At 67.2% G+C, this 22659-nt stretch carries 23 protein-coding genes and 2 tRNA genes; 14 read left to right on the top strand and 11 right to left on the bottom strand.

The window, feature by feature from the left end:
* Nucleotides 1-13: 13 nt before the first annotated feature.
* From J2S53_RS10325 to J2S53_RS10310, 4 genes are all read right to left on the bottom strand, one after another.
* Nucleotides 14-1099 (bottom strand): ArsO family NAD(P)H-dependent flavin-containing monooxygenase, encoded by a 1086-nt coding sequence (locus J2S53_RS10325; protein ID WP_456240794.1) that lies wholly within the window; start codon nucleotides 1097-1099, stop codon nucleotides 14-16.
* Nucleotides 1100-1379: 280 nt separating this feature from the next.
* The gene (locus tag J2S53_RS10320) at nucleotides 1380-1772 is read right to left on the bottom strand and encodes a hypothetical protein (RefSeq protein ID WP_456240793.1); all 393 of its coding nucleotides are present in this window, start codon (nucleotides 1770-1772) and stop codon (nucleotides 1380-1382) included.
* Nucleotides 1765-2064, bottom strand: a complete 300-nt coding sequence (locus J2S53_RS10315) for a hypothetical protein (RefSeq protein WP_456240792.1) — start codon at nucleotides 2062-2064, stop codon at nucleotides 1765-1767. Before J2S53_RS10315 ends, J2S53_RS10320 begins: the two co-directional genes overlap by 8 nt.
* Nucleotides 2061-2315, bottom strand: a complete 255-nt coding sequence (locus J2S53_RS10310; protein WP_130468033.1) for a zinc finger protein — start codon at nucleotides 2313-2315, stop codon at nucleotides 2061-2063. The genes J2S53_RS10315 and J2S53_RS10310 overlap by 4 nt, the downstream gene beginning before the upstream one ends.
* Before the next feature lie 141 nt (nucleotides 2316-2456).
* Here J2S53_RS10310 and J2S53_RS10305 point away from each other — a divergent pair, with 141 nt between their 5' ends.
* Both J2S53_RS10305 and J2S53_RS10300 read left to right on the top strand, forming a co-directional pair.
* Nucleotides 2457-3311 carry a helix-turn-helix domain-containing protein gene (locus J2S53_RS10305; RefSeq protein WP_456240791.1) on the top strand — a complete coding sequence of 285 codons (855 nt, stop codon included), beginning with the start codon at nucleotides 2457-2459 and terminating at the stop codon, nucleotides 3309-3311.
* Nucleotides 3308-3502 carry a DUF397 domain-containing protein gene (locus J2S53_RS10300; protein ID WP_092978602.1) on the top strand — a complete coding sequence of 65 codons (195 nt, stop codon included), beginning with the start codon at nucleotides 3308-3310 and terminating at the stop codon, nucleotides 3500-3502. The genes J2S53_RS10305 and J2S53_RS10300 overlap by 4 nt, the downstream gene beginning before the upstream one ends.
* Before the next feature lie 74 nt (nucleotides 3503-3576).
* On the opposite strand, the gene J2S53_RS10295 is transcribed toward J2S53_RS10300, so the two are convergent.
* Nucleotides 3577-4476 carry a hypothetical protein gene (locus J2S53_RS10295; protein ID WP_456240790.1) on the bottom strand — a complete coding sequence of 300 codons (900 nt, stop codon included), beginning with the start codon at nucleotides 4474-4476 and terminating at the stop codon, nucleotides 3577-3579.
* A 4-nt stretch (nucleotides 4477-4480) separates the two neighbouring features.
* Nucleotides 4481-4849 (bottom strand): peptidase inhibitor family I36 protein, encoded by a 369-nt coding sequence (locus J2S53_RS10290; protein WP_456240789.1) that lies wholly within the window; start codon nucleotides 4847-4849, stop codon nucleotides 4481-4483.
* Nucleotides 4850-5127: 278 nt separating this feature from the next.
* Between J2S53_RS10290 and J2S53_RS10285 the strand changes: the two genes are divergently transcribed.
* The 9 genes from J2S53_RS10285 to J2S53_RS10245 all read left to right on the top strand — a co-directional run bounded on the left by J2S53_RS10285 (nucleotide 5128) and on the right by J2S53_RS10245 (nucleotide 14443).
* The gene (locus J2S53_RS10285) at nucleotides 5128-5973 is read left to right on the top strand and encodes a GNAT family N-acetyltransferase (RefSeq protein WP_456240788.1); all 846 of its coding nucleotides are present in this window, start codon (nucleotides 5128-5130) and stop codon (nucleotides 5971-5973) included.
* 228 nt (nucleotides 5974-6201) lie between these two features.
* Nucleotides 6202-7494, top strand: coding sequence for an MFS transporter (locus tag J2S53_RS10280; RefSeq protein WP_456240787.1), 1293 nt, complete (start codon nucleotides 6202-6204; stop codon nucleotides 7492-7494).
* 125 nt (nucleotides 7495-7619) lie between these two features.
* On the top strand, nucleotides 7620-7847 hold the full coding sequence (locus J2S53_RS10275; RefSeq protein WP_092978610.1) for a DUF6158 family protein: 228 nt from the start codon (nucleotides 7620-7622) through the stop codon (nucleotides 7845-7847).
* Between the two features lie 292 nt (nucleotides 7848-8139).
* Nucleotides 8140-8212, top strand: a tRNA-Ala gene (locus tag J2S53_RS10270).
* A 378-nt stretch (nucleotides 8213-8590) separates the two neighbouring features.
* Nucleotides 8591-9937, top strand: a complete 1347-nt coding sequence (gdhA, locus tag J2S53_RS10265) for an NADP-specific glutamate dehydrogenase (protein ID WP_456240786.1) — start codon at nucleotides 8591-8593, stop codon at nucleotides 9935-9937.
* A gap of 741 nt (nucleotides 9938-10678) precedes the next feature.
* Nucleotides 10679-11776 (top strand): non-reducing end alpha-L-arabinofuranosidase family hydrolase, encoded by a 1098-nt coding sequence (locus J2S53_RS10260; protein WP_456240785.1) that lies wholly within the window; start codon nucleotides 10679-10681, stop codon nucleotides 11774-11776.
* A 423-nt stretch (nucleotides 11777-12199) separates the two neighbouring features.
* Entirely contained in the window at nucleotides 12200-13582 is a 1383-nt protein-coding gene (locus J2S53_RS10255; RefSeq protein ID WP_456240784.1) for an LVIVD repeat-containing protein, read from the top strand.
* Nucleotides 13583-13647: 65 nt separating this feature from the next.
* Complete coding sequence (locus J2S53_RS10250) at nucleotides 13648-14214, top strand: DUF305 domain-containing protein (RefSeq protein WP_456240783.1); 567 nt, start codon at nucleotides 13648-13650, stop codon at nucleotides 14212-14214.
* Between the two features lie 156 nt (nucleotides 14215-14370).
* Nucleotides 14371-14443: transfer RNA gene (locus J2S53_RS10245), tRNA-Ala, on the top strand.
* 241 nt (nucleotides 14444-14684) lie between these two features.
* On the opposite strand, the gene J2S53_RS10240 is transcribed toward J2S53_RS10245, so the two are convergent.
* Complete coding sequence (locus tag J2S53_RS10240) at nucleotides 14685-15086, bottom strand: ArsR/SmtB family transcription factor (protein ID WP_456240782.1); 402 nt, start codon at nucleotides 15084-15086, stop codon at nucleotides 14685-14687.
* Nucleotides 15087-15182: 96 nt separating this feature from the next.
* Between J2S53_RS10240 and J2S53_RS10235 the strand changes: the two genes are divergently transcribed.
* A complete protein-coding gene (locus J2S53_RS10235) occupies nucleotides 15183-16469 on the top strand; it encodes an MFS transporter (RefSeq protein ID WP_456240781.1) in 1287 nt (428 codons plus the stop codon).
* A gap of 261 nt (nucleotides 16470-16730) precedes the next feature.
* On the top strand, nucleotides 16731-17762 hold the full coding sequence (locus tag J2S53_RS10230; RefSeq protein WP_456240780.1) for a LysR family transcriptional regulator: 1032 nt from the start codon (nucleotides 16731-16733) through the stop codon (nucleotides 17760-17762).
* Between the two features lie 14 nt (nucleotides 17763-17776).
* On the opposite strand, the gene J2S53_RS10225 is transcribed toward J2S53_RS10230, so the two are convergent.
* The 4 genes from J2S53_RS10225 to J2S53_RS10210 all read right to left on the bottom strand — a co-directional run bounded on the left by J2S53_RS10225 (nucleotide 17777) and on the right by J2S53_RS10210 (nucleotide 21010).
* Complete coding sequence (locus tag J2S53_RS10225) at nucleotides 17777-18199, bottom strand: hypothetical protein (RefSeq protein WP_456240779.1); 423 nt, start codon at nucleotides 18197-18199, stop codon at nucleotides 17777-17779.
* A gap of 345 nt (nucleotides 18200-18544) precedes the next feature.
* The gene (locus tag J2S53_RS10220) at nucleotides 18545-19444 is read right to left on the bottom strand and encodes a TolB family protein (RefSeq protein WP_456240778.1); all 900 of its coding nucleotides are present in this window, start codon (nucleotides 19442-19444) and stop codon (nucleotides 18545-18547) included.
* Between the two features lie 112 nt (nucleotides 19445-19556).
* The gene (locus J2S53_RS10215; RefSeq protein ID WP_456240777.1) at nucleotides 19557-20801 is read right to left on the bottom strand and encodes a glycosyltransferase family 2 protein; all 1245 of its coding nucleotides are present in this window, start codon (nucleotides 20799-20801) and stop codon (nucleotides 19557-19559) included.
* 23 nt (nucleotides 20802-20824) lie between these two features.
* A complete protein-coding gene (locus J2S53_RS10210; RefSeq protein ID WP_456240776.1) occupies nucleotides 20825-21010 on the bottom strand; it encodes a hypothetical protein in 186 nt (61 codons plus the stop codon).
* Between the two features lie 154 nt (nucleotides 21011-21164).
* On the opposite strand from J2S53_RS10210, the gene wecB reads away from it, so the two are divergent.
* On the top strand, nucleotides 21165-22427 hold the full coding sequence (gene wecB, locus J2S53_RS10205; RefSeq protein ID WP_456240775.1) for a non-hydrolyzing UDP-N-acetylglucosamine 2-epimerase: 1263 nt from the start codon (nucleotides 21165-21167) through the stop codon (nucleotides 22425-22427).
* The last annotated feature ends 232 nt before the right edge of the window (nucleotides 22428-22659 follow it).

Below are 22659 nucleotides of genomic sequence, written 5' to 3'. Positions count from 1 at the left end.
GGGAGGCGAGAGGTCAGCCGCTCCGCCCCGTGACGGTGGAGCGCTGTTCCGGTGAGCCGTCGAGTTCGGCGGTCAGTTCCGCGACAGCGGTCCGGGCGGTGCGGCCCACGCCGATCAGGGTGGCCGAGGCGGCACCGGTCCACTCGCCGTAGCCCAGCAGATGCAACCTCGGCTCTTCGACACTGCGGGTTCCCTCGGTGGGAATGCGACCCTGCCGTCCACGCAGTCCCAGTGGACGCAGCTGCCGAAGGGCGGGCCGGAACCCGGTGCACCACACGACGCTGTCGAACTCCCGCTCGGTTCCGTCCGCCCATGCCGCGCCACGTCGGGTGAGCCCGTCGAACATCGGAAGTGCGTGCAGCACGCCGCGTTCGCGGGCTTCCCGCACGCTGTCGACCATCACGATGTCGCCGAGTTCGGAGACACCGTTCGCCGCGCCCGACAGCCTCCGGGTGGCCACGTCGAACAGCACCCGGCCGTCCACCTCGTCGGGCATGAACCGGGGAGTTCGGCGCGTCACCCAGGTGGTGTCGGCGACCGTGGACAGCTCCGCCAGGATCTGGGCCGCCGAGTTGCCACCGCCCACCACCAGCACGCGCTGTCCCCGGAACGGCTCCGGGCCGGGGTAGGAGGAGGTGTGCCACTGCGTGCCGGTGAAACCGGCCATGCCCGGATACGCGGGTACGTAAGGCGCGCGCCAGGTTCCGGTGGCACTCACCAAGCCCTTGGCCGACCACGGGCCCGCGTCCGTGTCCACGAGGAATTCGTCGTTGGTTCGCCGCACCCCGTCGACCCGTACCGGTCGTCGCACGGGCAGTTCGTAGCGGCGTTCGTATTCCCGCAGGTATTCGACCGCGTGGTCCACCGTGGGAAATTCCGCGCCGGGCTGTGGCGGCATCGGCCAGCCGGGCAGTGAGTTGTGCGGCGCGGGGGAGAACAGCCGCAGCGATGGCCACATGTGCTGCCACGCCCCGCCGCCCTGCTGCCGCTCGTCGAGGATCACGAAGTCCGCGCCCGCTCTGCGCAGGAAATATCCCGCCGCGAGCCCAGCCTGGCCACCGCCGATGACGAGCACCTCATGGCGCGGTGTTGCCGACATCCTGCTCTCGCCCTCCTAGGGGACGTGGGGTTGCGCGATTTCCGAAACGCTTTCATGCTCCTGCGCTATTCCGCGATTTCGCGAGAAATCGACGCCTGGGTGTGGCGCAGCGCGGTGTCGATTTCTCGCGAAATCGCCGGGCGTCGGGGTTGTACTGCGGCGGGATAGGGGCGCCCGGCCGGGTCGGGAGCGGGGAGGGAACCCGGCCGGGCGGGACGACCCGGCCGCCCCGGTCGTCGGGGGTTTCGCGGCGGTCGGGCCGTGGTCGGAGCGTGTCGGGCTACAGGGCGCGGAGTCCGTCGAGCACGCGGCGCATGAGCAGCAGCTCCGGGTGCTGGTCCGGTGAGTCGTGGTCCCGATCCGGCACGGTAGATTCGGCAGCCGGGCTCCCCGGTAGGTAACGGCTACCGGGGCGTCCCTTCCCCGGGGGATCGTCGAGGGGCCAAAGCGTGCCCGACCAGCTCATCCGCCGTGTTTCACGGCCCGCGAGTTCGGGTCGGTACCTCGGGAACGCCCCCGTCGTCCGGTGGAGCAGTTTTCCCACGGTCAGTGCGTCCACCCCGGCCAGTGCGTGGCGGGGTCGGTACCGGCTCGGATGCGTGCGGATCGCCAGGGTGATCGCCACGGCGGGCAGCAGGAAAGCCCCGGTCAACGCGAGCAGTGGTTCAGTCATCCTCGTTCCCGTGGTCCCCGTCGTTCCTGTCGTTTCCGCGTTCCCCGTCGTCCCCGCTGTTCGGATCGGGACCGTCCGCTTCGGCGGGGTGCTCGGTTCCGGCGGTGAGCTCGCCGCGCGGCAGGGTCGCGGCGTGCTCGTGAAGCGCCGCGGCCAGTTGCTCCAGCGCGTCGGCGGTGTCGTTGCACTGCGTTGGGCTGTAGCGGTTTCCGCCGATCTCGTAGGCGGCTCGCTCCAGCAGCCAGTGGCCCTGGGTCAACAGTCCGGCCAGGTGGGTGTGGGGGTTGCTCATGAGTTCGCTCCGATCCGTCGCTCGATCTCGGCCAGCGGTTCGAGTCCCACGATCTCGCGGGTTCGCTCGTCGCAGGTGCGGCAGGTCTTCCACAGCCAGGCGAGATCGCCGGTGGCGCTGGTGACCCGCTGCCCGCAAAGCGTCGTCACCGTGATGTCGGGCGGGAACTCGTTGCCCGAAAAGGACGGAACCTGGTCCTGGCTGGCGTGCCTGGCCCGATCTCCGGGCACCCAGGTGAACGGGTGTGACATGATCACTCCTGCTGGAACTCTTCTCACCAGTGGTGTTGGTGGTGCGATCTGGTGTGCACCAGATTGCTAGTTATGCCCCACAGTTCGCAATCCCACGATCGGTTGACTTTGTCCGTTCGCGTGTCCAACTAGGATCGGTGTATGGCTCGCACCAACGGAGGTACGCCAAGAGCGCGTGCTCTCGGCGCTGAACTGCGAAGAGCACGCGAAGAGTGCGGTATAGGTGTTCGCGAACTGGCGCGCCGTCTCGATACCGATCACTCGAAGATTTCGCGTCACGAGAGCGGACATTCGACTCCTCCGGCGCCGGAGTACGTGGCGAGCATCCTCACGGCACTGGGGGTTTCCGAGAACGAGCGCGAAAGACTCGTCGAGATGGCACGTGGCGCGGGTGAACCCAACTGGGTCTCACCTGGTGTGCCTGGTGTGCAACATGAGTTGACCACCCTGATCGAGTTCGAGCGGGATGCCACTCAGGTGACCGAAGTATCGACGATGGTGCTGCCGGGGTTGCTGCAGATCGCCGACTACGCGCGAGCGGTAATGACGGGAGCTTCGAGCAGCGATGTCGAAGCACGTGTCACGCTTCGGCTCGGAAGGCGAGAGATCCTGACGAACAAGCAGGGTCCGCACTTCACCGCTCTCATCATGGAAACCGCGTTGCGCAATCCGATCGGTGGTCGTGCCGTTCTCGCCGAGCAACTTCGGCACATCGTCGACGTGGCGGGTTGGGAAAGAGTGACTGTGCAGGTCATCCCAGCCGGAATCGAGAGGTGGCACCCCGCGCACGCTGGAGCCTTCATCCTGTTCGAATTTCCGAAGTCGAAACCGATCGTCCACATAGAGCAGTACAGCTCCTCCACCTTCCTGCACGAGCCCGAGGATGGTCGGGCATATCAGGAAGCGGCGGGTACGCTCCGGCAGTTGGTGATGAGCCCTGAGGATTCCACGGAGCTCATCGCTCGTATCGCCAACGAAACGGAGAACTCGCAGTGACGGCACACCACCCCGAAGGATGGCGTAAGTCCAGCCGTTCGCAACATCAAACGGCGTGCGTCGAGGTCGGTCGGATCGCCGACGGCGCGGCGGTGCGGGACAGTAAGGACCGTGCGGCCGGGTTCGTCACGGCCAGTGGTTCGCAGTGGCGGGCGTTCGTGACGGCGGTCAAGACGGATCGGTTCGGCTGAGCGGCGGAAACCGGCATCCCGGTGATCAAGCCGGGATGCCGCGCGTCTCATCCCCGCGGCACCGGCCACTTCCCTCAGTCGTCGGCCATGACGGCTCGGGCGTTGTCCAGCGCGGTACTCCGCAGTTTCCGCAGTTCCCGCAGCCGCGCACGATGACCTCGCAGCACCTCCGCCTCCTCGGCACGCTGCACTTCGCGCACCGTTTCCGCCAGCCCGACCCGGCGCTGACAGCGGGCGTCCTGTTCGGCCAGTGAGAGCTCCAACCCGGCGATATTCTTGTTGGGCCCCCGCTCGTCCAGTTTCTCACGTATGGTGCGCAACGGTCCCTGCAGCGTTTCGTACTCGTGTCCCGCGGAACTCATGCACTCGGACCAGTGCCGCTGGGCCTCGGAGAACTCCTTGGCATCGGTGACGCCGCGAATCACCTCGTTCGACAGATCCTGCACAGTGTAGAACGCGCGGTCCCACGATTCCCCGTACACTTCGGTGCGGGCCTCGTGCAGACACCCGTCCGTCGCGAACGTCAATTCGGTTCCGGTGTCGGTGGTTATCGTTTTCCTGTTCTCTTTCTTCCCCTTGAGCGTCCTCTCCCGTTCGGGAGAATCGTTCCGATCTTTCCTGTTTTCGTTCTTCTCGTCGGTGGAGGAGTTCCGGACGGCCCGCATGGTCATGCCATAGCCGTTGTCCGCGGCCCGCTCGGGTGAGAGCAGACCGTACGGATTGTCCGCGCCGGACTCGTTCTCGTTCTGCTCGGAGGGTTCGTAGTCGAATCCGCGCCCGTTCATGCACTCGGCCACGAGCCGTTCCTCCGCGTCGTGCAGCAGCCGCTGCTCCGCCTCGCTGAACCGCGTCACGCCGTCGAACGGATAGCCCACCCGCACGGCGGGCCGATGGCCGGATGCTCCGGAGCATCCGGCCAAGACCAGTGCACACAGCAGCGTCACGGCAACGCCCGCCCTGGTCCGAAAGCGCATCGGATCAGACGCACCAGTTGTTCGAGGCCACGCCGCCCGCGTAGGCCGTGCTGTCCAGGTTCTCCCACTGGTAGTTACGTTTGACCACGGTCTCCGTGCCGGTGTAGTTCAAGCCGGTGTAGATCGCGACGTTGCAGGAGTTCCCGTTGTTGTAGATCGATCCGGCATCGGCGAACTTGGCGTACTGCAGCAGGTTGTAGTTGTCGCCGTAGACCGTACCCGGGTCTCCGACGTTGACGTTGCTGGAGTACCAGGCGCACAACGCCCCGGCGGGGCAGGATTCCGCCGATGCCGGAGCGGCGAATCCGGCCATCCCGAGTCCCGTCATGGCGAGGGCGCCGACCAGCGATGCCGCCTTCTTGCGGAAAGACACCTTTTCTCCGTTCCGTTCTGTTTTTGTTTCTGTCGCCGAGCGCGACCTGTGAACACGTTATTCGAGTTTCGGAAAGCGATGTACCGCCGTCGGGGTGACTTCTTTCGCGGTGCCCTGATTCGAGCTTGTGCAGTAATTCGGATTACGCGATTTCTCGATTTCGTCGCGACTCGCGCGAAAATCCGGGTGGCTCCTCGGTGAATACGTTTCGTCGTGGCGGTGGCATCCGACCCAGGGGAGTCGAAGACGAGTGCGCGGGCCGGGACGACAATGCGGGTGTGGACCCACTACACGATCCGGACGACGAAGAACTGCTCGCACCGGAGCAGGCCCGAGACCTCGCCGCGCTGGTGGAGCGCGCACAGCTGGCCTCCGGGGCGGTGCGCGAGGGACGAGTCGGCAAGGTCGGCGTCGCCGACGTCGTGCTCAACGCGGGCAACCCGCTGGCCCTCGGCAACCGCGCCTGCGGATTGTGGGGCACCTCCGCCGAGGTCGCCACCACGTTGTTCCGGCTGGAGAGCGTGTTCGCCGAGTCGGGCAGGCCCGAGGCCGTGGTGCACGCCTCCCCGACCACGGTGGCCGACATCGAGGGGATCGCCGACGACTCGGGCTGGCACGCGGTCGCCGAGAACGTCGCGCTGCTGTACCGCCCCGACCCGGCCGCACGCGAGACCGAGGCCATCGGCACCCACCCGGTGCGCGAAGCGGTGCAGGACGACCTGCCCTCGGTGGCCGAGCTGCTGGCCGACGAACTGGACCTCTCGTCCGGGGCCGAACGCCGCCTGCCGCGCAACCTCGGCCAGCGGCTGGATGATCCACGGTGCTTCCTGCACGTGCTGGACGACGGCGAGCTCGAACGGGTGGCCGGGTTCGTGCTCGGTTTCGCCGAGAGCGGCATGGGGCTGATCGAGCACATCGCGGTACGCCCCGGCAGGCGCAATCGAGGCAGGGGCGGGGAGCTGCTGCGCGTCGGGGTGGACGCGGCGGCGGAACGAGGGGCGCTGCTGGTGGCCACGCACGCCGAGGACGGTGGATCCGCGCAGCGCTTCGCGGAGTCCTGCGGGTTCGAGACCGCCTACGCCGTCACCGCATACACCCGCCGCGTGGACGAACTCCTCGAATAGCGACGCCACGGTCCGCTGTGCCTGTCGAGTGGCGATCTCTCCCGCCGGCTCGCATCTTCCCTCCGGGAGAAGTGTCGGACAGGGCATCCGGTAGGCGCTGTATCTCCGGTAGTGGTCGCGGCCGGTGAGCACCGCGTCACGTGTGGCGAAATCCCGCCCGACGTGGCGAGATCGGGAATATTTCACGATCGAGTGAACTTGTGCCCTGCTGGACGACAAGGAGGCACAGTGCCGGAGACCTCGCCGACCGCGACCGAGAACCAGCCGAACGAATCGCCACGCAAGTCGAGCACGCTGTCCGAGCTGCCCCGCGAGATATGGGTCCTGATCAGCGGCGGTTTCATCGTCGCCATCGGGATGGGCATCGTCTCGCCCGCGCTGCCCACCTTCGCGACCAGCTTCAACGTCGGCGTGACGGCGGCGGCTTTCATCGTCAGCGCCTTCGCGCTGATGCGGCTGGTCTTCGCCCCCGCCAGCGGACGGCTGGTCTCGGCGTTCGGCGAGCGGCCGAACTACGTGCTCGGCATCGTCATCGTCGGCATCAGCTCCACCGCCTGCGCCTTCGCGCAGTCCTACTGGCAGTTGCTGGTGTTCCGGGGGCTCGGCGGCATCGGCTCCACCATGTTCACCGTCTCGGCGCTGGCTCTGCTGGTGCGGCTCGCCCCGGCGCACCTGCGTGCCAGGGCCTCCGGGTTGTGGGCGACCAGCTTCCTGCTGGGCAGCATCTCGGGTCCGGTGCTCGGCGGGCTGCTGATCGGGTTCTCGCTGCGACTGCCCTTCCTGATCTACGGCATCGCGCTGTACCTGGCCGCCTTCGTCGGCTGGTTCCTGCTGCGCGACTCCACGCTGGCCGATCCGCAGCAGCACGCCGACGCCCCCGATCTCAAGGTCCTCACCGCGCTGCGGGACTCCAGTTACCGCGCCTCGCTGCTGGCGAACTTCAGCAAGGGCTGGACCGCGCAGGGCGTGCGGATCGCGCTGATCCCGCTGTTCATCGTCGAGGCGATGCGGCTGCCCGACGCGATGACCGGCATCGCCCTGTCGGTGTTCGCGGCGGGCAACGCGGCCGTGCTGTTACCGGCGGGCAGGCTGGCCGACTCGCGCGGGCGCAAACCGATGCTGCTGAGCGGGTTGGCCATCGCCGCTGTGGGCAGCGCCGCGATCGGATTCAGCGAGTCGGTGCCCTGGCTGCTGGGGGCCTCGCTGGTGGGCGGAATCGGTATGGGGCTGTGCACCCCGGCGCAGAGCGCGGCCGTGGCCGACATCGTCGGGCCGAAGGCCAAGGGCGGCCCGGTGCTGGCCGCCTTCCAGATGTCGGCCGACGTCGGCACGATCATCGGGCCGCCGCTGGCGGGTGCGCTGGCGGGTGCGTTGTCCTACCGTGCCGCGTTCCTGCTCACCGGTTGTGTGGCGCTGGTCGCGATGGTGACCTGGCTGTTCGCGCCGGAGACGCTCGGCCGCAAATCCCGTTCCGAGCCGACCGATTCCGGTCGGCCCGTCGAGTCGGCCGACCCCGCGTAGTCGGGGACCGGGCACGGCGGAACGGGCGCGGCGGATCGGACACGGCGGAACGAATTCCCGGCGGCGGGTGTCGCACCGCCGCCAACCGGGTACCCCCGCGGAAAACCCGGCGGGGAGGGGAGCGCGTGTCCATGGAAACCGGAGTGGAAGCAACCGAGTTGTCCGAGGTCGACCTGCGGCGGGAGCTGCGCCACCTGCACGAGACGCGGAACGAGACGTTTCTGCACGGTGCCTCGGACGCGCTGGAGGAACACACCCGCAGGACGTTCGAGCTGGAGCAGGAGTACCTCCGCAGGCATCCCGAACGGGAGGTCGATCCGAGGCGTACCCGGGAGGGCGCCCGAGCGGGTTGAACGCCGTGTGGCGGCGGTGCGGGCGGCCGAGCCCTCGAAGAGTGGGTGGTTCGGCTCACTTCGGGCACCTTCGGGGTGCCGACGGGCTCGTTCGCCCCACCGCGCTGCCCGCTGCCGGAGCGGTCCACGTAAGCGGTTACGAAACCGCTGGGCACGGCGCTTATGGTTCTTGTGATCGAAAAAGTGGGACCCCCTGCTCGGAAGGGGGTTCGCCCTGTTGTAAAGTAGCGGCACAACGGAAGGCGAGGCCGGGAACGAAAAACCGAGCCGGCCGACCGGGAGAATCGAACAAGGGGCTGTGGCGCAGTTGGTAGCGCACCTGACTGGCAGTCAGGGGGTCACGGGTTCGAGTCCCGTCAGCTCCACGGTAATACTTCGATGACCCGCACTTCGCGTTTCGCGCGGTGCGGGTTTTTTCGCGTCAGCGGTCTCTTTCTCCCCGATGCGCCCTTGATCCGGTAGCTCCGGGACCGAAGCAGCGGCGGGGTCCGCGTCCGGAGAAGGCGAGAAGATGTCGATACCTCCGGGAACTCGGCTTTCCGCGTCGAGTTCCCGGGTGGCGGCCCGGGGTCGGTCGCGTTTCGGGCAACCGGCCGAGCGCGTTCCACCCGAGGATGCCGTGCGGCCGGATGAGGAAGCTCACCGGCTCTGGACACTCCGCCGCTTTACCTATAGGACCGGTGAGGGGCACGTGCCCGGTGGCCGGCCCCGCGAGTCCGAGCACGGAGGGAAAGGGCGGTGCGATGGACGTCACCGAACACGTCGAAAGCGTCTACGCGGAGCTCCGCCGACGCGATCCCGGGGAGAGCGAGTTCCACCAGGCGGCCGCCGAGGTGCTGCACGACCTCGAACCGGCGCTGCGAAAGCATCCGGAGTACGTGGACGCGCGGATCGTCGAGCGCCTCTGCGAACCGGAGCGGCAGCTCGTCTTCCGGGTCCCGTGGACCGACGACCGTGGCGACGTCCGGGTCAACCGCGGCTTCCGCGTGGAGTTCAGCAGCGCCCTCGGGCCGTACAAGGGCGGGCTGCGGTTCCACCCGACCGTCGACCTCGGCACCGTCAAGTTCCTCGGCTTCGAGCAGATCTTCAAGAACGCGTTGACCGGGATGGCCCTCGGCGGGGGCAAGGGCGGGGCCGACTTCGACCCCAAGGGCAAGTCCGACGGCGAGATCATGCGGTTCTGCCAGTCGTTCATGACCGAGCTCCACCGGAGCCTGGGCGAGCACACCGATGTCCCAGCCGGTGACATCGGTGTGGGGGGCCGCGAGATCGGTTACCTCTTCGGCCAGTACAAGCGGATCACGAACCGCCACGAGGCGGGGGTGCTGACCGGTAAGTCGGTCGCGTGGGGTGGCTCGCACGTTCGCACCGAGGCGACGGGCTACGGGGTCGTGTACTTCCTCCAGGAGATGCTCGCCACCCGAGGGCGTTCCCTTGAGGGCCGGCGCGTGGTGGTCTCCGGCTCGGGCAACGTGGCCGTCTACGCCGTCGAGAAGGCCAGCGCCCTGGGAGCGACGGTGCTGGCCTGCTCCGATTCGGTCGGTTATCTCGTCGACGACGACGGGATAGATCCGGAGCTGCTGAAGGAGATCAGGGAGGTGCGCGGGCAGCGCCTGCCCGCATACGCCGAGGCCAGGCCGAACGCCCGGTTCGTCGAGAGCGGCTCGGTCTTCGACGTGCCGTGCGACGTCGCGCTGCCCTGCGCCACCCAGAACGAGCTGAACCGGGAACACGCCCTGACGCTGGTCAAGAACGAGGTGTTGGCGGTCGCCGAGGGCGCGAACATGCCGTGCACGGCCGAGGCGATCGAGGCGTTCCGGGAGGCGGGTGTGCTCTTCGGCCCCGGCAAGGCCGCCAACGCGGGAGGCGTGGCCACCTCGGCGCTGGAGATGCAGCAGAACGCTTCCCGGGAGACCTGGACCTTCGAGCGGGCCGAGGACAGGCTCGCCACCGTCATGCGCGACGTGCACGAGCGGTGCCGTGCCACCGCGGAGTCCTACGGCGGTGCCTCCCACGACTACGTCTTCGGCGCCAACATCGCGGGCTTCCTCCGCGCGGCGGAGGCCATGATGGCCCAGGGAGTCGTCTGAGCATCCGTCGTTTAACCAGCCGTGTCGAGGGCGGTGCTTCCCGCTGAGGCTCTCGGCTCTCGTGCCCGTGCCGAGCCTGTCGGCTTCGTGACGGAGTCCTCCCGATCGGCTCGGCACGACGGGGGCGCTGAGCGGGCTTCTCGGCGTGAGGACGAGTCCCGGAACGGATTTCGCCCGAGTTCGCCCGTCGGGCGGTTGACCGCTGGTGCTTCCGGGGCGATCCGGGAAGTCGTTTTCGCGGGACTGTTGACAGCGATCGGCACTTCGTGGAACTTGTATCCCCGATGGCTTCGAACTTTGTTCGGTATCGCGAACAAGGACTTCGAGGTTGTCGCGGCGACTCCGTGGGCGAAAGTCACGAGGAGGGTTCCATGTGAGCGGGATTCCGGCTTTCCGGTGACACGTGCTCTCCGGCGTTTCACGACCGGAGGTGTCGGAAGAAGATCTACTTCTCCCGCGGTTCTCCGGTCGATTCCGGGGCCGGTGTCCGCTTTTCTCCGCGGTTCTCCGTTGTGCGCTTCTTCTTGTCGCGTGGCGATTTCTTGGTGCGTGGCAATTATGGGAGCGCTCCCATAAAACGTGACAGCGGGCCGGTATTACCGGACAGGAGTGCCACAGCGGTGTCTTCGATTCGTACGCGTCCACGGAGTTGAACCGGGAGCCGAAGCGCTCCGGTTCGAGTTCTCCCGAGGAACTCGCCCACTCGATTCCGGCAAACGCTTCCGTCAGGAGGAGACCACAGTGCGATGCTCACGCTGGTTCGCGGTGCTTGCCGCCGCGATGCTCGCGGCGGGCGGGATGTCCGCCGGTTACGCGGACACGACCGCGAGCGCGGACACCACCGCGAACACGACCGCGAACACGACCGCGAACACCACGGCTGATCTGCCCTCGAACTTCCAGTGGACCTCGACCGGCCCGTTGATCGGCCCCAAACCCGACGCGAACCACGACGCGGTCTCCTTCAAGGACCCGTCGGTGGTGCGCTACGACGGCGAGTGGTTGGTGTACGGGACGACCGCGAGCGAGTCGGGCGGTTGGAACCTGGTCTACACCCACTTCAGCGACTGGTCGCAGGCATCCTCGGCCCCGCACTACTACCTCGATCAGTCCGACATCGGCTCCGGATACCGTGCCGCACCGCAGGTGTTCTACTTCGAGCCCCAGGACAAGTGGTACCTGGTCTACCAGACCGGTGTGCCTTCCTACTCCACCACGGACGATCCCAGTGATCCGAGTTCCTGGTCCGAGCCGAGGAACCTCATGGACAGCATGCCGGACATCGTTTCCGACAACATCGGTGACGGGCACTGGGTGGACTTCTGGGTCGCCTGCGACTCGGCCATGTGCTACCTGTTCTCCTCCGACGACAACGGTCACCTCTACCGTGCGGAGACCACGATCGGACAGTTCCCCTACGGCTTCGGCGATACCGAGATCGCCGTGTGGGACACCCCCGAGGACCTGTTCGAGGCGAGCAACGTCTACAAGGTGGCGGGAACCGGCAAGTACCTGCTGCTGGTGGAGGCCATCGGCAGCGACGGCCATCGCTGGTTCCGCTCCTGGACCTCCGACAGCATCGACGGCTTCTGGAGCAGGCTGGCCGACACCGAGCAGAACCCGTTCGCCCGATCGAACAACGTCACCTTCCCCGGTGGCGAGTGGACGACCGACATCAGCCACGGTGAGCTGATCCGATCCGGTGTCGACCAGAACATGACGATCGACCCCTGCCGGCTCCAGTTCCTCTACCAGGGCAAGGATCCGGACGCGGGCGGTGAGTACTCCCAGCTCCCGTACGAGCTCGGGCTGCTGACCCAGACCAACTCCTCCTGCTGACAGGAGTTCGTCGGCTCGGTTCTCTCCCGTGCCGCTCGGTGGAACGTTTCGGGGCTCTCGCCCGCGGCGGCCCGGTGTCGAGCAGTGGCCACACCGGGCCGTCCGCGAGAGCCGCGCGAGAGAGCTCACGGGTGGGCGGGCGGCGAACCACCACCCGCTCTCCAGCAAGCGCGGTTCCGCCGGCGCCCGCTCCGCTGGGAAATACGTTGAGGGCTCCGGTAGGTCCTTTTGTCCGATTCGGTACTCCCATCGGCGTAGCGAGCACTACGACATACGGGCATGCTTCCTGCTGTGCGATGCGTAAATACCCGATCGCACCCTGTCCGGAGCCGTTCCGGCGTGTAAGGATCCTCGCCGGAAAACTCAGGATCCTCCGGCTCGCCCGGCGAGTCCTGAGTTGGGGATTTCAGGGAGGTTGACCGAATGCTGGAGTTTCGTGGCCGACGGCGATCCCGAAGGCCGCTCGCGCTCGGCTTGGCCGCTGCCGTCGCCGGGCTGGCACTGATCGTGCCGTCCGTCGCCGCCCAGCCGCCGGATGACGACGTGCGGCACAGCAACAACGTCCACCCGGTGGCCAACGTGCCACGGCAGGGTCCGCTGGAGGAATCGAACCACACCGATCTGGCGTTCTACCAGGACTACGCCTTCCAGGGCAGCTACGACGGTTTCACCGTCTACGACATCTCCAAACCGCACAAACCGAGGACGGTCACCCAGGTGCACTGCCCGGGTGGGCAGGGTGACGTGTCGGTGAGCCCGGACGGCAGCCTGCTGTTCATGTCGGTGGACTACGCGCGCACCGACCCCACCTGCCAGAGCGAGCAGGGTTCCTACGAGGACCCGAGCTCCTGGGAAGGGATGCGGGTCTTCGACATCAGCGACAAGGCGAACCCGCGCTACCTCAAGGGCATCAAGACCAGCTGCGGTTCGCACACCCACACCATGGTCCCGGGCAAGAACACCGACGACCTGTTCCTCTACGTCTCGTCGTACAACCCGGACCCGGCGTTCCCGAACTGCCAGCCGCCGCACGACTCGATCTCGGTCATCAACGTCCCGGCGGGTAGCCCGACCGATGCGAAGGTGGTAGCCGAGCCGGTGCTCTTCCCCGACGGTGGCGCGGCCGGCACCGCGGGCTGCCACGACATCACGGTCTACCCGGAGTACGACCTCGCCGGTGGTGCCTGCATGGGCGATGGCGCGCTGCTGGACATCTCCGACCGCGTCGAGCCACGGGTGATCACCACGGTGGAGGACCCGAACTTCGCCTTCTACCACTCGGCGACGTTCACCAACGACGGCAAGAGCGTCCTGTTCACCGATGAGCTCGGTGGCGGCGGTGCGCCGACGTGCAACGACGAGGTCGGTCCCAAGAAGGGCGCGAACGCGATCTACAACATCACCGGCAGCGGGGACGACCGCGAGCTCGACTTCCAGAGCTACTACAAGATCCCGCGCGACCAGACCGACACCGAGAACTGCGTGGCGCACAACGGGAACCTGATCCCGGTTCCGGGCCGCAACGTCTACGTGCAGTCCTGGTACCAGGGCGGTGTGTCGATCTTCGACTTCACCGACACCACCGCGCCGAAGGAGATCGGCTACTTCGACCGCGGTCCGGTCAACGAGGACTACCTGACCCTCGGCGGTTCCTGGTCGGCGTACTACTACAACGGTTACGTCTACTCCAGCGACATCACGCGCGGCCTGGACGTCATGAAGGTGACCGGTCCCGGTATGGGCCATGCCAAGCAGGTCCACCTGGACGTGCTGAACCCGCAGACGCAGTACTCGTACCCCGAGTGATCCGTCCTGCCGCCGGGCCCGGTCGTCACCGGGCCCGGCGCGGGCCGTTCGGAAGGGAGCAGGCGATGTTCCTGCGGAAACTTTCCCCACTGGTGGTGCTGCTGCTGGCGGGCCTGCTCGGCGCCGGGACCGCGAGTGCGGCCACCAAGGCGTACAACGACGCCGACGCCGATTTCACCCGCATGATGATCCCGCACCACTACCAGGCGATCGTCATGTCCGAACTGGCTCCGGACCGCGCGGCGGATCCCGAGCTGAAGTCGCTGGCCGACCGCATTCGTACCGAGCAGAGTCTGGAAATTCAGATGATGCGGGGCTGGCAGGGCCGCAACGGTCTGCCGGTGACCGATCCGGAGACCGCCTACCAGGACGTGCTGGACAATCCCGAGATGCTCGAGCGGATGGGGATGGCCAGCCGGGAGGAGATGGACCGGCTCGCGACGCTCTCCGGAGCCGAGTTCGACCGGATGTTCTTGGACCTGATGATCCCGCACCACGACGGTGCGGTCGCGATGTTGCGGGACGTGATCCTCAACGGCAGTGATCAGGAGCTGAACCAGATGTCCCAGGACATGATGTCCACTCAGAAGGCTCAGCTCGCGATCATGCACGACATGCGCGAGACAGTGTGAGGTGAGCGCGCCGTGCCCGGGCCGTCATCGGCGGCCCGGGCATCCGCGTGGGCACGGCGTGGGGCGGGCCCCCGAACGGCTCGGGCGCGGGCGGTGTATCGTGTCCCCGCAAGGGATGAGCAGTCACGACGAGCTGAACATCCCGATCGGGAAAACGGGGCTGTGGCGCAGTTGGTAGCGCACCTGACTGGCAGTCAGGGGGTCACGGGTTCGAGTCCCGTCAGCTCCACAGTAGATACTTCGATGATCCCGTACTTCGAGTTGAGCGAGGTGCGGGATTTTTCGCGTGCCGCGAGGCGGTCCGGGTGCCGTGTTCGGCAGCGTTCAGCAACACGGCATTCCGGTGTACGCCCACCATGAGAGCCTCGACAGTTCCCGAGCGGCCCGTCGGTGTGCTCGTCGCGGTACTTCCACGGGGAATACGAGCTATTGATTAGCCGCACGGGTCCGACGTAGCCGCTCGGTTCGAGCTATTGCGTCTGCCTATGGCTTTCGTCGGGGTTGTTCGGCCCGGGTTCCCAGTCCGCGATGAGGTCGATCAGACCGGGAAAACGCCACTCCAGGTCGTCGATGCGGAGTTGGCAGCGGCGTTCCAGCCCGTACTGGCGCTGCCGCAGCACGCCTGCTTCGCGAAGTACGCGGAAGTGGTGGGTCAACGAGGATTTCGGGCGGTCGAGGTCGAACCAACCGCACGAGTACTCGGAGCCATCGGCGTGCAGCAGCAGCTGTCTGACGATGCTCAGCCGCAACGGCACGCTCAATGCCGCCAGTACCTTCTCCAGACGCAGCTGTTCGGCGGAGGGTTCGGGGAGCGGTTCGGGCGAGGATCGCGCTTCCTGATGCTCGGAACGGCGTTCCGTCACTCGGGTCATAGGAAACTCCTAATAGCTGTTTTCCTATGTACGAGTTTTCTCGTACAGGAGTTATGTTTCCGTCGGATACGACCGCCGAGCAAGGAGCTTTCGGCCATGACCGACAACGTGACCACGCGGCAGCGTCAGGAAACCGAACCAGAGCCCGAACAGTCGCGACCACCAACGTCGAGTGTTCGTGACACCCCAGCCGGCGTGGCTCCTCGCTGGTGGGTCTGGCTCACCGCGTTCCCGGTGGCCGCGATCTTCGCACTGTCCAACGCCGCCACCCCGCTGTACGTGCTGTGGCAGCGCGACATCGGTTTCTCGCAGGGCATGCTCACCGTGATCTTCGCGCTCTACATAGTGGGGCTCATCGGGTCCCTGCTGGTGTGCGGGGTGGTCTCCGACCGGCTCGGACGCAAGACCGTGCTCTTTCCCGCTCTGGCGTTGGCACTGATCGCCTGCCTCATGTTCGCCACGGCGGATTCGGTGCTTGTGCTGTGCACCGCCCGGTTGCTCACCGGGATCGCCGTCGGAGCGGCGGTCTCCGCGGGTATGGCCGCGGTCACCGACGTCGGGGGAGCTTCCCGCAAGCGACTGGCGGCTCTGCTGGCCTCGACCGCGATGGTGCTGGGGGCGGGACTCGGGCCGATGTTGGCCGGTGTTCTCTCCGAACTGGCGCCCGGACCCACGGTGACTGTGTTCGCGGTGGAGGCCGGTCTGCTGGTGCTGGCGCTGCTCGTCGTGTGGCGTATGCCGGTGAGCCGCCCCCGTTCCACCGGCAGTGGGGCATGGATCCGTGTGCCCTCGGTGCCGAAGAACGATCGGCTGCGGCTCGTGCTCGGGATCGCGGTCTTCGCCCCCGGGATCACCGCTACCTCGTTCGTGCTCTCACTCGGACCTTCCCTGCTGGCGAGCCTGCTGGGATCGACCAACCGGATGGTCGCGGGCGGGTTGGCCTTCGTGATGTTCCTGATCGCTACCGCTGTCCAGTTCGCGGTGCAGCGGATGCCGGTGCCCCGCATCCTGCAGCTGGGTGCGGTCAGCACGGTGCTGAGCATGGTGGCGATGGCCGTCGCGGTGTTCACCAATTCCGTGCCTCCGTTGGCCCTCGCGGCTCTGCTGGCCGGTTGCGGCCAGGGGATGGGGCAGTTGGGTGGACTCTCGCTGCTCAACGCCTCCGTTCCCGGGCATCGCCTCGCCGAGGCCAATGCGGGTCTCAATGTCGGTGGTTACGCGTTGGCGGGCACGCTTCCGGTGTTGACCGGTTACCTCAGTGACCTCGTCGGACTGGCCGCCGGGACCATGACCTTCGGGATCGTGCTCGTGGTGCTGGCCGGTACGGGAGGAGTGATCGTCACCGCTACTCGCGACAGGGTCGAACCGGCCCCGTCTCGTTAGACGCGGTCCCCGCGGGTGCACGCCCAGCAGCTACGTCGCTTTTCGCTCGGCCGTGGCCGAACGGCTGGCGACGTAGTCGTACCGGTATCCCCGTGGTCCCGAGCACAACCCGGAAAGGCCGCCCCTTCCCCCGTAGGAAGTAACAACCGGTGTTCTCTTGAACACGTTGTCTCCCGTTTCCGTTCTTCTGCCACGATTCCGTGTCATGATCGCGGCGATCGTTGAGCGCATCGACGGGAATGCCGGGACACGGGAGGGGACATGACGGATGCGGGCTACGAGAATTCCGAATCGCGGGTCGGGAGAAATCCGAACTCACACGCGCACGACGAGGCCACGCGTGACGAGTTCCTGAAAGCGGTTTCCGCCGCTGCCGAGATCGACAGCTTCGACCTTCGCCATCTGAGGTACTTTCTGGCGGTGGTGAGCGCCGGTAGCGTTTCCGGGGCCGCTCAGGAAATGCACATCTCGCAGCCCAGCCTGAGCCAGCAGATTCGACGACTGGAGCGCCGACTGGGTACGGCACTTTTCAGGCGCACTGTCCGGGGGGTCGAACTGACCCGGGCGGGTCGGGCGTTCCTCGACGCGGTGCAGGGGATTCCCACTCAGTTGCGTGCCGCGATCTCCGCAGTGGCACCCGCCCTTCCGGACTGGAAGGTAGGCGTGTGCGGCGGGGTGCCGGAACAGGCGTTGTTCGAGGCCCAACGCGGGCTGTCGCGGTGTGTTGAGCACGGTGACCGGACCGAGGAAGGTGAGCAGGCACTGACCATGCGAGCGGTGCCCGCCGCTTCGCAACCCGAACTCATCAGCCGTGGTGAGCTCGCTTTCGGCATAATCCGGTGGCCGCACAGCAGTCCGGGTCTGGTGTGCGGCGTGCTGCTGGACGAGCCGCTCGGAGTCGTGATGCGCAAGGAACACCCCCTGGCAGCACAGGCCGAGCTGACCTGGGACGCTCTCTCCTCGCAACGTCTGGTCTGGTACAACTCGGGCTGCGCGCCGGGATACTCCGAGACGGTCACCTCGCAGCTCGCGGAGCTCGGCTGGCAGCCGACGCTGCACCCGCTGGACCAGGACCAGGACGCGCTGTTCCGGCACGCCCTGTTGTCCGTGCCCGGTCTGGTGGCGCTGCGTCCGGCATCGGTGGTCAACGACGGCCAGTTGGTATGGCGACCGCTGCCCACCAGTGATGCTCCTCGGGAGCGACTCGCGCTGGCCACGCTGGCCGGCAGTCGGTTCGAGAGCACGCTACGGCGGGCAGCACGACAGGAGGGGTGGTCGGTCGCGAACTCCTGACCGACGTTCCGGTTCTACCGGCGGTCGGGCGCCAGGAGTTCGGCCGGATTCCGCCGGGTGATTCGCCGCGCGAGCGCATCGTCCACCCCGGTCTCCCGAAACCATCGGGTGGTGTGTTCGAGCCAGCTCCCGACATCGAGTTGCTCCGGTTGACCGAGATCCGAGCTGTAGACGGTGTTGGGATGTGCCGCGGCGATCGTCGGCAACTCGTCGAACTCCCGTCGTCGCAGCAGATACGTGAGTGCCGTGGTCTCGGGATAGATCCACCACAGTGTCGCCAGCTCGGACAGATCCGCTGCGTTCAGGCCGGACATGGGGTGGGTGGCGTGTGTAAGCAGCAGCCGGGGCGGCGGCCACAACCGGTCGGCAACCTCGTGTCCGGTTACACCTCTCCGGTTGTCATCGGTGCGGTACTGGCGCTGGTGGGGGTTGGGCATCGCGGTGATCGCAGATCGGATCCGATCCCGACCGCGGGAACTCCGAGCCCCCGTTTCGTGGCCAAGTGCGCACGCGAGGAAACTTCGGGGTGAACCTCGCCCCCGAAGGCGTCTGAGGACTTCTTTCGGTTGGGGCCTGGCCGGTATGGTCTCTCTGGCAGGGCCCGGGCGTCGATTTCTCGCGAAATCGTCGGGCCGGTGGTGCGGTGTGGCTCCGACTGCGTAAATTTCTCGCGAAATCGCCGCGCCATCGACGCAGGCCGAACTCCGACCACCCTCGCCCCGGCACCGCCGTGCCGGAGGTTCCGCCGCGAAACCGGCCACGCGGACCGAGCCGCCGAACTCCTACCCGTACGACACGAAGGCGAACCGCCCGCTGTCGGGGGCCCAGTTGCCCACGTTGCTGGTGCCCTGGCCGCCGAACAGCGGGAAGGTGTGGATCGGGGTCTGCCAGTCCGCCGTGGAGACCACGTGGATCGCGACCTCGGTGTCGGGCGGGTGCCCGAGAGTCCCGGCCGGGTAGGACAGGTAGTTCGCGTACCTGCCGTCGGGGGAGACGTGCGGGAACCAGTCCACGGTCGCCGAGCTCACCAGTCGGCGAGGTGTTCCCCCCTCGGCGGGGACGCGTGCCAGCTGCGCGTGCCCGGGCTCCTCGCCGAACGACTCGTCGTTGAACACGATCCACTCACCGTCCGGGGTGTACTCCGGCCCGTCGAGGTGTCCCGGCCCGGTCTCCAGCAGTCGCACGGGGCCGCCCGTGGCGGGCAGTACCGCCAGCTCACCGGCAGTACCGTCCCCACCGCTCGGCAGCAGCACGCACGCCAGACTCCTTCCGTCCGGACTGACGCCGTGCAGGTAGTGCCGCCACCCGTCGTCCTCGGTCAGCCGGGTGGCCGCGCCTCCGGTGATCGGGGCGGCGTAGATGTGCCCGTCCTTGGCCGTGACGTAAACGGTCCGCCCGTCCGGTGCGGGCACGTGATCGTTGTTGATGTCCGGCAGCCCCCCGGTCAGCGGGACGTGTTCGACGTCCTCGGGACGAGCGACGTCGAGCCGCCACAGCGCTCCGTTCCCGTTGAGCAGCAGCGCGTTGCCGTCCGGGGTCCAGTTGGGGGCTTCGAGCAGGATCTCGGTCGTCTCGAACAGCTTCCGGGGCTCCGGGGAGTCCGGGGCGGCGAGCCGGACCACGGTGCGTTGGCCCGGTGCCAGCCGTCGGAAGTTCCCGCCGTCGCGCGCACTGTCGGTCATGCGTCCATCGTCCGTGGCGAGCCGCGGCACTCGGCTTCGGGGCGGTACGGCGGGAGAGCCCACCGCTCGCCTCGAACGGTTCGGGAGTCTCCGGCGCGCCGCCCGGAGAACCTCACTCCGCCACGACGGGCCGGTCGGGTACCCGGTCCGTCTTGGCCCAGGAGTTCCGCCGCGTCACCCTGCGGAACATCGCGCGCCACGTGGCTAACACCCCGCACAGCAGGAAACCCGGATAGCACACTCCGGCCAGCAGGCAACGCCGCAGCGGCTCGTCACCCAGTCGCAGGCGGTGCACCAGGCCCCACACCAGTCCGGGCAGGAACAGCAGGAACAGCCAGGTGGCGGAGGCCAGCGCGATCGCCGGGGCAGCCGTGAGCACGTTTCCGGTGGTCGCCGCGGTGGTGGTGACCACGCTGAGCGCGACCAGACCGCTGAATACCACCGACATCGGGACCGTCGCCCAGGGCATGATCAACGCCAGCAGGAAGTCCAGCAGCGCCGGATTGCTCACCGCACGCGATCTCACCAGGCTCGGAACGTGGTGCGCGCACTGCAGATTGCCCTGTGCCCAGCGGGCTCGTTGCCGCAGCAGCCTCGGTACGTCCGGAAGCCCCTGCTGGCCGACGCGTGCACTGTTGGTGTATCTGACGCGCACACCGTCCAAGTGCAACCGCAGCGCGAATTCGTAGTCCTCCACCAGGCTGTCGGACCAGGAGTACGAGGCGAGCACGGAAAGCCGGATGAACTGGCCGTTGCCACCCAGTCCCACACTGCCGAGCAGATCCCGCAGCAGCTGCACGGAGTCCATCATCACGCCGAACTCCAGGTCCTGCAGCAGTGCCAGCACACTCTCGCGGTTCTGGATGCGTATTCCGCACTGCACCGCACCGATCGTCTCGTCACGCAGCATGTTCGTGACTTCGCCGAGCATGTCGGGGCTGCCCCGGCCGTCACCGTCGAGCACGCCGACCACGGTCCGAGCGGGATCCAGCTCCGTGTGGCTGAGGACGTACCCGCACGCCTGGTTGAGCGAGTCTCCCTTGCCGATGCGTGCCCGGGGTGGTTCGCGGTGGATCACGTGCAGCCGGGGGTCGGTGATGCCCGCCAGTATCGCGCGGGTGTCGTCGTCGGAGTCGTCGTCGATCACCAGCACCCGAACCGGCGTTTCGGGGCTCCCCAGTGCCAGTGCGTGATGGACGGTGCTTGCGATGACGCGTTCCTCGTTCAGCGTCGGGATCACGATGAAGAACGAGAACGGCTCGTTCTCGCCGTGCTCCGTCACGGACGTCGGGATCCGCCACGAGAACGCCGCGAGTAGCAGATTCAGCGTGGGCCACCAGACGAGTAGTACGATCATCAGTACTACCGGGAGCCATCCGGTCATTTCTCGTGCCCGATCAGGAGCGTGGCCTCCGGTCGCCGGTGCAGTCGCACGGATCGCACGGCCAGCAGCAACGCCAGCAGCGAGAAGATCGACAGAATACCGTAGAGAACACCGGGGCTACCGCTGGTGCTCGCGATTCCCATGCTCGACGCGGCAGCGCCGCAGAACCGAAGAGAATACATGTCCACTCCGTTCGAACAAGACCTTTCATCATTCGGACACGTCATCATTCGGACACGAGCGCGGACGTGCATGCGGTACCGCGCTTCTTTCGGTATAGATCTCCTGTGGGTCGAGCGGAGTCGGCCGTTCTCGGCGTGTCGGAGGTCGCGGAATATGTACGGCAGCGAGATTAACAGTTTCGCACCTCACGGGCAGCCAGAAGTTTGGCTCGTCGCGGGAACACGCCCCGAGGCGGTCAAACTCGCCCCGGTTGCCCGCGCGTCGTTCGACAACGGTCGGATACGTCCGGTAATGGTGGCATCCGGACAGCATCCGGAAATGGTTTCGCAGGCGTTGCGCACCTTCGGTCTGAAGTCCGATGTGGACATCACGGTGCGCCGCGGCAGCGGGACGCAGCCGGAACTGCTGAGCGAGCTGATCACGGCTCTGGACGAGTTGGCCGGGAGTCGGCCGCCGGCAGCGGTGCTGGTGCAGGGTGACACCACCACGACGCTGGCGGGCGCGCTCACCGCTTTCTGGCGCCGTGTTCCGGTGGTCCATCTGGAGGCGGGACTGCGCTCGTTCGACCTGCGAGCGCCGTTCCCGGAGGAACTCAACCGAAGAATGGTCACCCAGGTCGGCGATTTTCATCTCGCCCCCACCGAGCTCGCGGCGCGGAATCTGCGCGATTCCGGGATCGCCTCCGAAAGAATCCTGGTGAGTGGCAATACCGTGGTGGACGCGGTGGAATCGGCAACCCGCGGTGAAAGGGTGTTCGAGAACGGGGAGCTGGCCGGGACGGTGGAACGGGCCGCCAACGGTGACGATCGATTGGTATTGGTGACCGTGCACCGCAGGGAATCCTGGGGTGAGCCGATGCGGCGCATTCTCACCGCGGTCCGGGAGCTGACCACGCTGCACCCCGACATCCGGGTGGTGCTGCCCGCTCATCCCAATCCGCGGGTCGGCGGGATGGTCCGGGGCATGTTCGAGGCCGATCCCCGCGTGCTGGTCACCGATCCACTGCCCTACGGCGAGCTGGCGCACGTGCTCGCCGCCAGCACACTGGTGCTCTCCGATTCGGGCGGGATCCAGGAGGAGGCGCCGGCCTTCGGGGTTCCGGTGCTGGTGCTGCGCGACGTCACCGAACGCACCGAAGCCGTCGACGCGGGGTGTGCTCTGCTGGTGGGCTCCGAGCGGGCCCGGATCGTGCACCACGCCTCGCGGTTGCTCGACGACGCCCGTGCCAGGGAGTCGATGCTGGCCGGCGGCAATCCGTTCGGTGACGGTCGCGGCGCCGAGCGGGCCGAGGCCGTACTGGCGTGGCTGCTCGGTGCGGCTCCGGAACTTCCCGAACCGTTCGTGGCCGCTACCTCACCCGCGTCCGGGTCGTGCTCGTCCGCGGACTCGGCGGGGGTGCCCGAGCACTCCGGCTGATCTCCGGGTTCGCGGGCTGATCCCGCTCTCGCGTGGTCGGACGCTCCGCTCGTCGTCCGCCTCCGTCGCCCCGCGACACCGAGATCGGTGCTCACCGCGTCCGCCGGGAATCCGTTTCCCGGCGGATTCTTTTTTCACGCCGGGTGACGCAACCGAAGGCGCGGGAATCACGTCCCCGACACGAAGAGTGTTCTCACGGAGAGTGCTCGGAGGCTTCACGCGCGCGGTTTAA

The sequence above is a fragment of the Actinopolyspora lacussalsi genome, from assembly GCA_030803735.1.
GTDB lineage: Bacteria > Actinomycetota > Actinomycetes > Mycobacteriales > Pseudonocardiaceae > Actinopolyspora > Actinopolyspora lacussalsi.
The sequence above is the reverse complement of the archived record's forward strand: the minus strand, read 5'-3'. Positions and strand labels throughout refer to the sequence as shown.

Coding starts and splice junctions, on each gene's coding strand:
- gdhA (WP_456240786.1), top strand. CDS start 8,591: ATGGACGTCACCGAACACGTCGAAAGCGTCTACGCGGAGCTCCGCCGA.
- J2S53_RS10210 (WP_456240776.1), bottom strand. CDS start 21,010: ATGTATTCTCTTCGGTTCTGCGGCGCTGCCGCGTCGAGCATGGGAATC.
- J2S53_RS10220 (WP_456240778.1), bottom strand. CDS start 19,444: ATGACCGACAGTGCGCGCGACGGCGGGAACTTCCGACGGCTGGCACCG.
- wecB (WP_456240775.1), top strand. CDS start 21,165: ATGTACGGCAGCGAGATTAACAGTTTCGCACCTCACGGGCAGCCAGAA.
- J2S53_RS10255 (WP_456240784.1), top strand. CDS start 12,200: ATGCTGGAGTTTCGTGGCCGACGGCGATCCCGAAGGCCGCTCGCGCTC.
- J2S53_RS10305 (WP_456240791.1), top strand. CDS start 2,457: ATGGCTCGCACCAACGGAGGTACGCCAAGAGCGCGTGCTCTCGGCGCT.
- J2S53_RS10240 (WP_456240782.1), bottom strand. CDS start 15,086: ATGACCCGAGTGACGGAACGCCGTTCCGAGCATCAGGAAGCGCGATCC.
- J2S53_RS10310 (WP_130468033.1), bottom strand. CDS start 2,315: ATGTCACACCCGTTCACCTGGGTGCCCGGAGATCGGGCCAGGCACGCC.
- J2S53_RS10225 (WP_456240779.1), bottom strand. CDS start 18,199: ATGCCCAACCCCCACCAGCGCCAGTACCGCACCGATGACAACCGGAGA.
- J2S53_RS10250 (WP_456240783.1), top strand. CDS start 13,648: ATGTTCCTGCGGAAACTTTCCCCACTGGTGGTGCTGCTGCTGGCGGGC.
- J2S53_RS10295 (WP_456240790.1), bottom strand. CDS start 4,476: ATGCGCTTTCGGACCAGGGCGGGCGTTGCCGTGACGCTGCTGTGTGCA.
- J2S53_RS10235 (WP_456240781.1), top strand. CDS start 15,183: ATGACCGACAACGTGACCACGCGGCAGCGTCAGGAAACCGAACCAGAG.
- J2S53_RS10325 (WP_456240794.1), bottom strand. CDS start 1,099: ATGTCGGCAACACCGCGCCATGAGGTGCTCGTCATCGGCGGTGGCCAG.
- J2S53_RS10320 (WP_456240793.1), bottom strand. CDS start 1,772: ATGACTGAACCACTGCTCGCGTTGACCGGGGCTTTCCTGCTGCCCGCC.
- J2S53_RS10230 (WP_456240780.1), top strand. CDS start 16,731: ATGACGGATGCGGGCTACGAGAATTCCGAATCGCGGGTCGGGAGAAAT.
- J2S53_RS10315 (WP_456240792.1), bottom strand. CDS start 2,064: ATGAGCAACCCCCACACCCACCTGGCCGGACTGTTGACCCAGGGCCAC.
- J2S53_RS10215 (WP_456240777.1), bottom strand. CDS start 20,801: ATGATCGTACTACTCGTCTGGTGGCCCACGCTGAATCTGCTACTCGCG.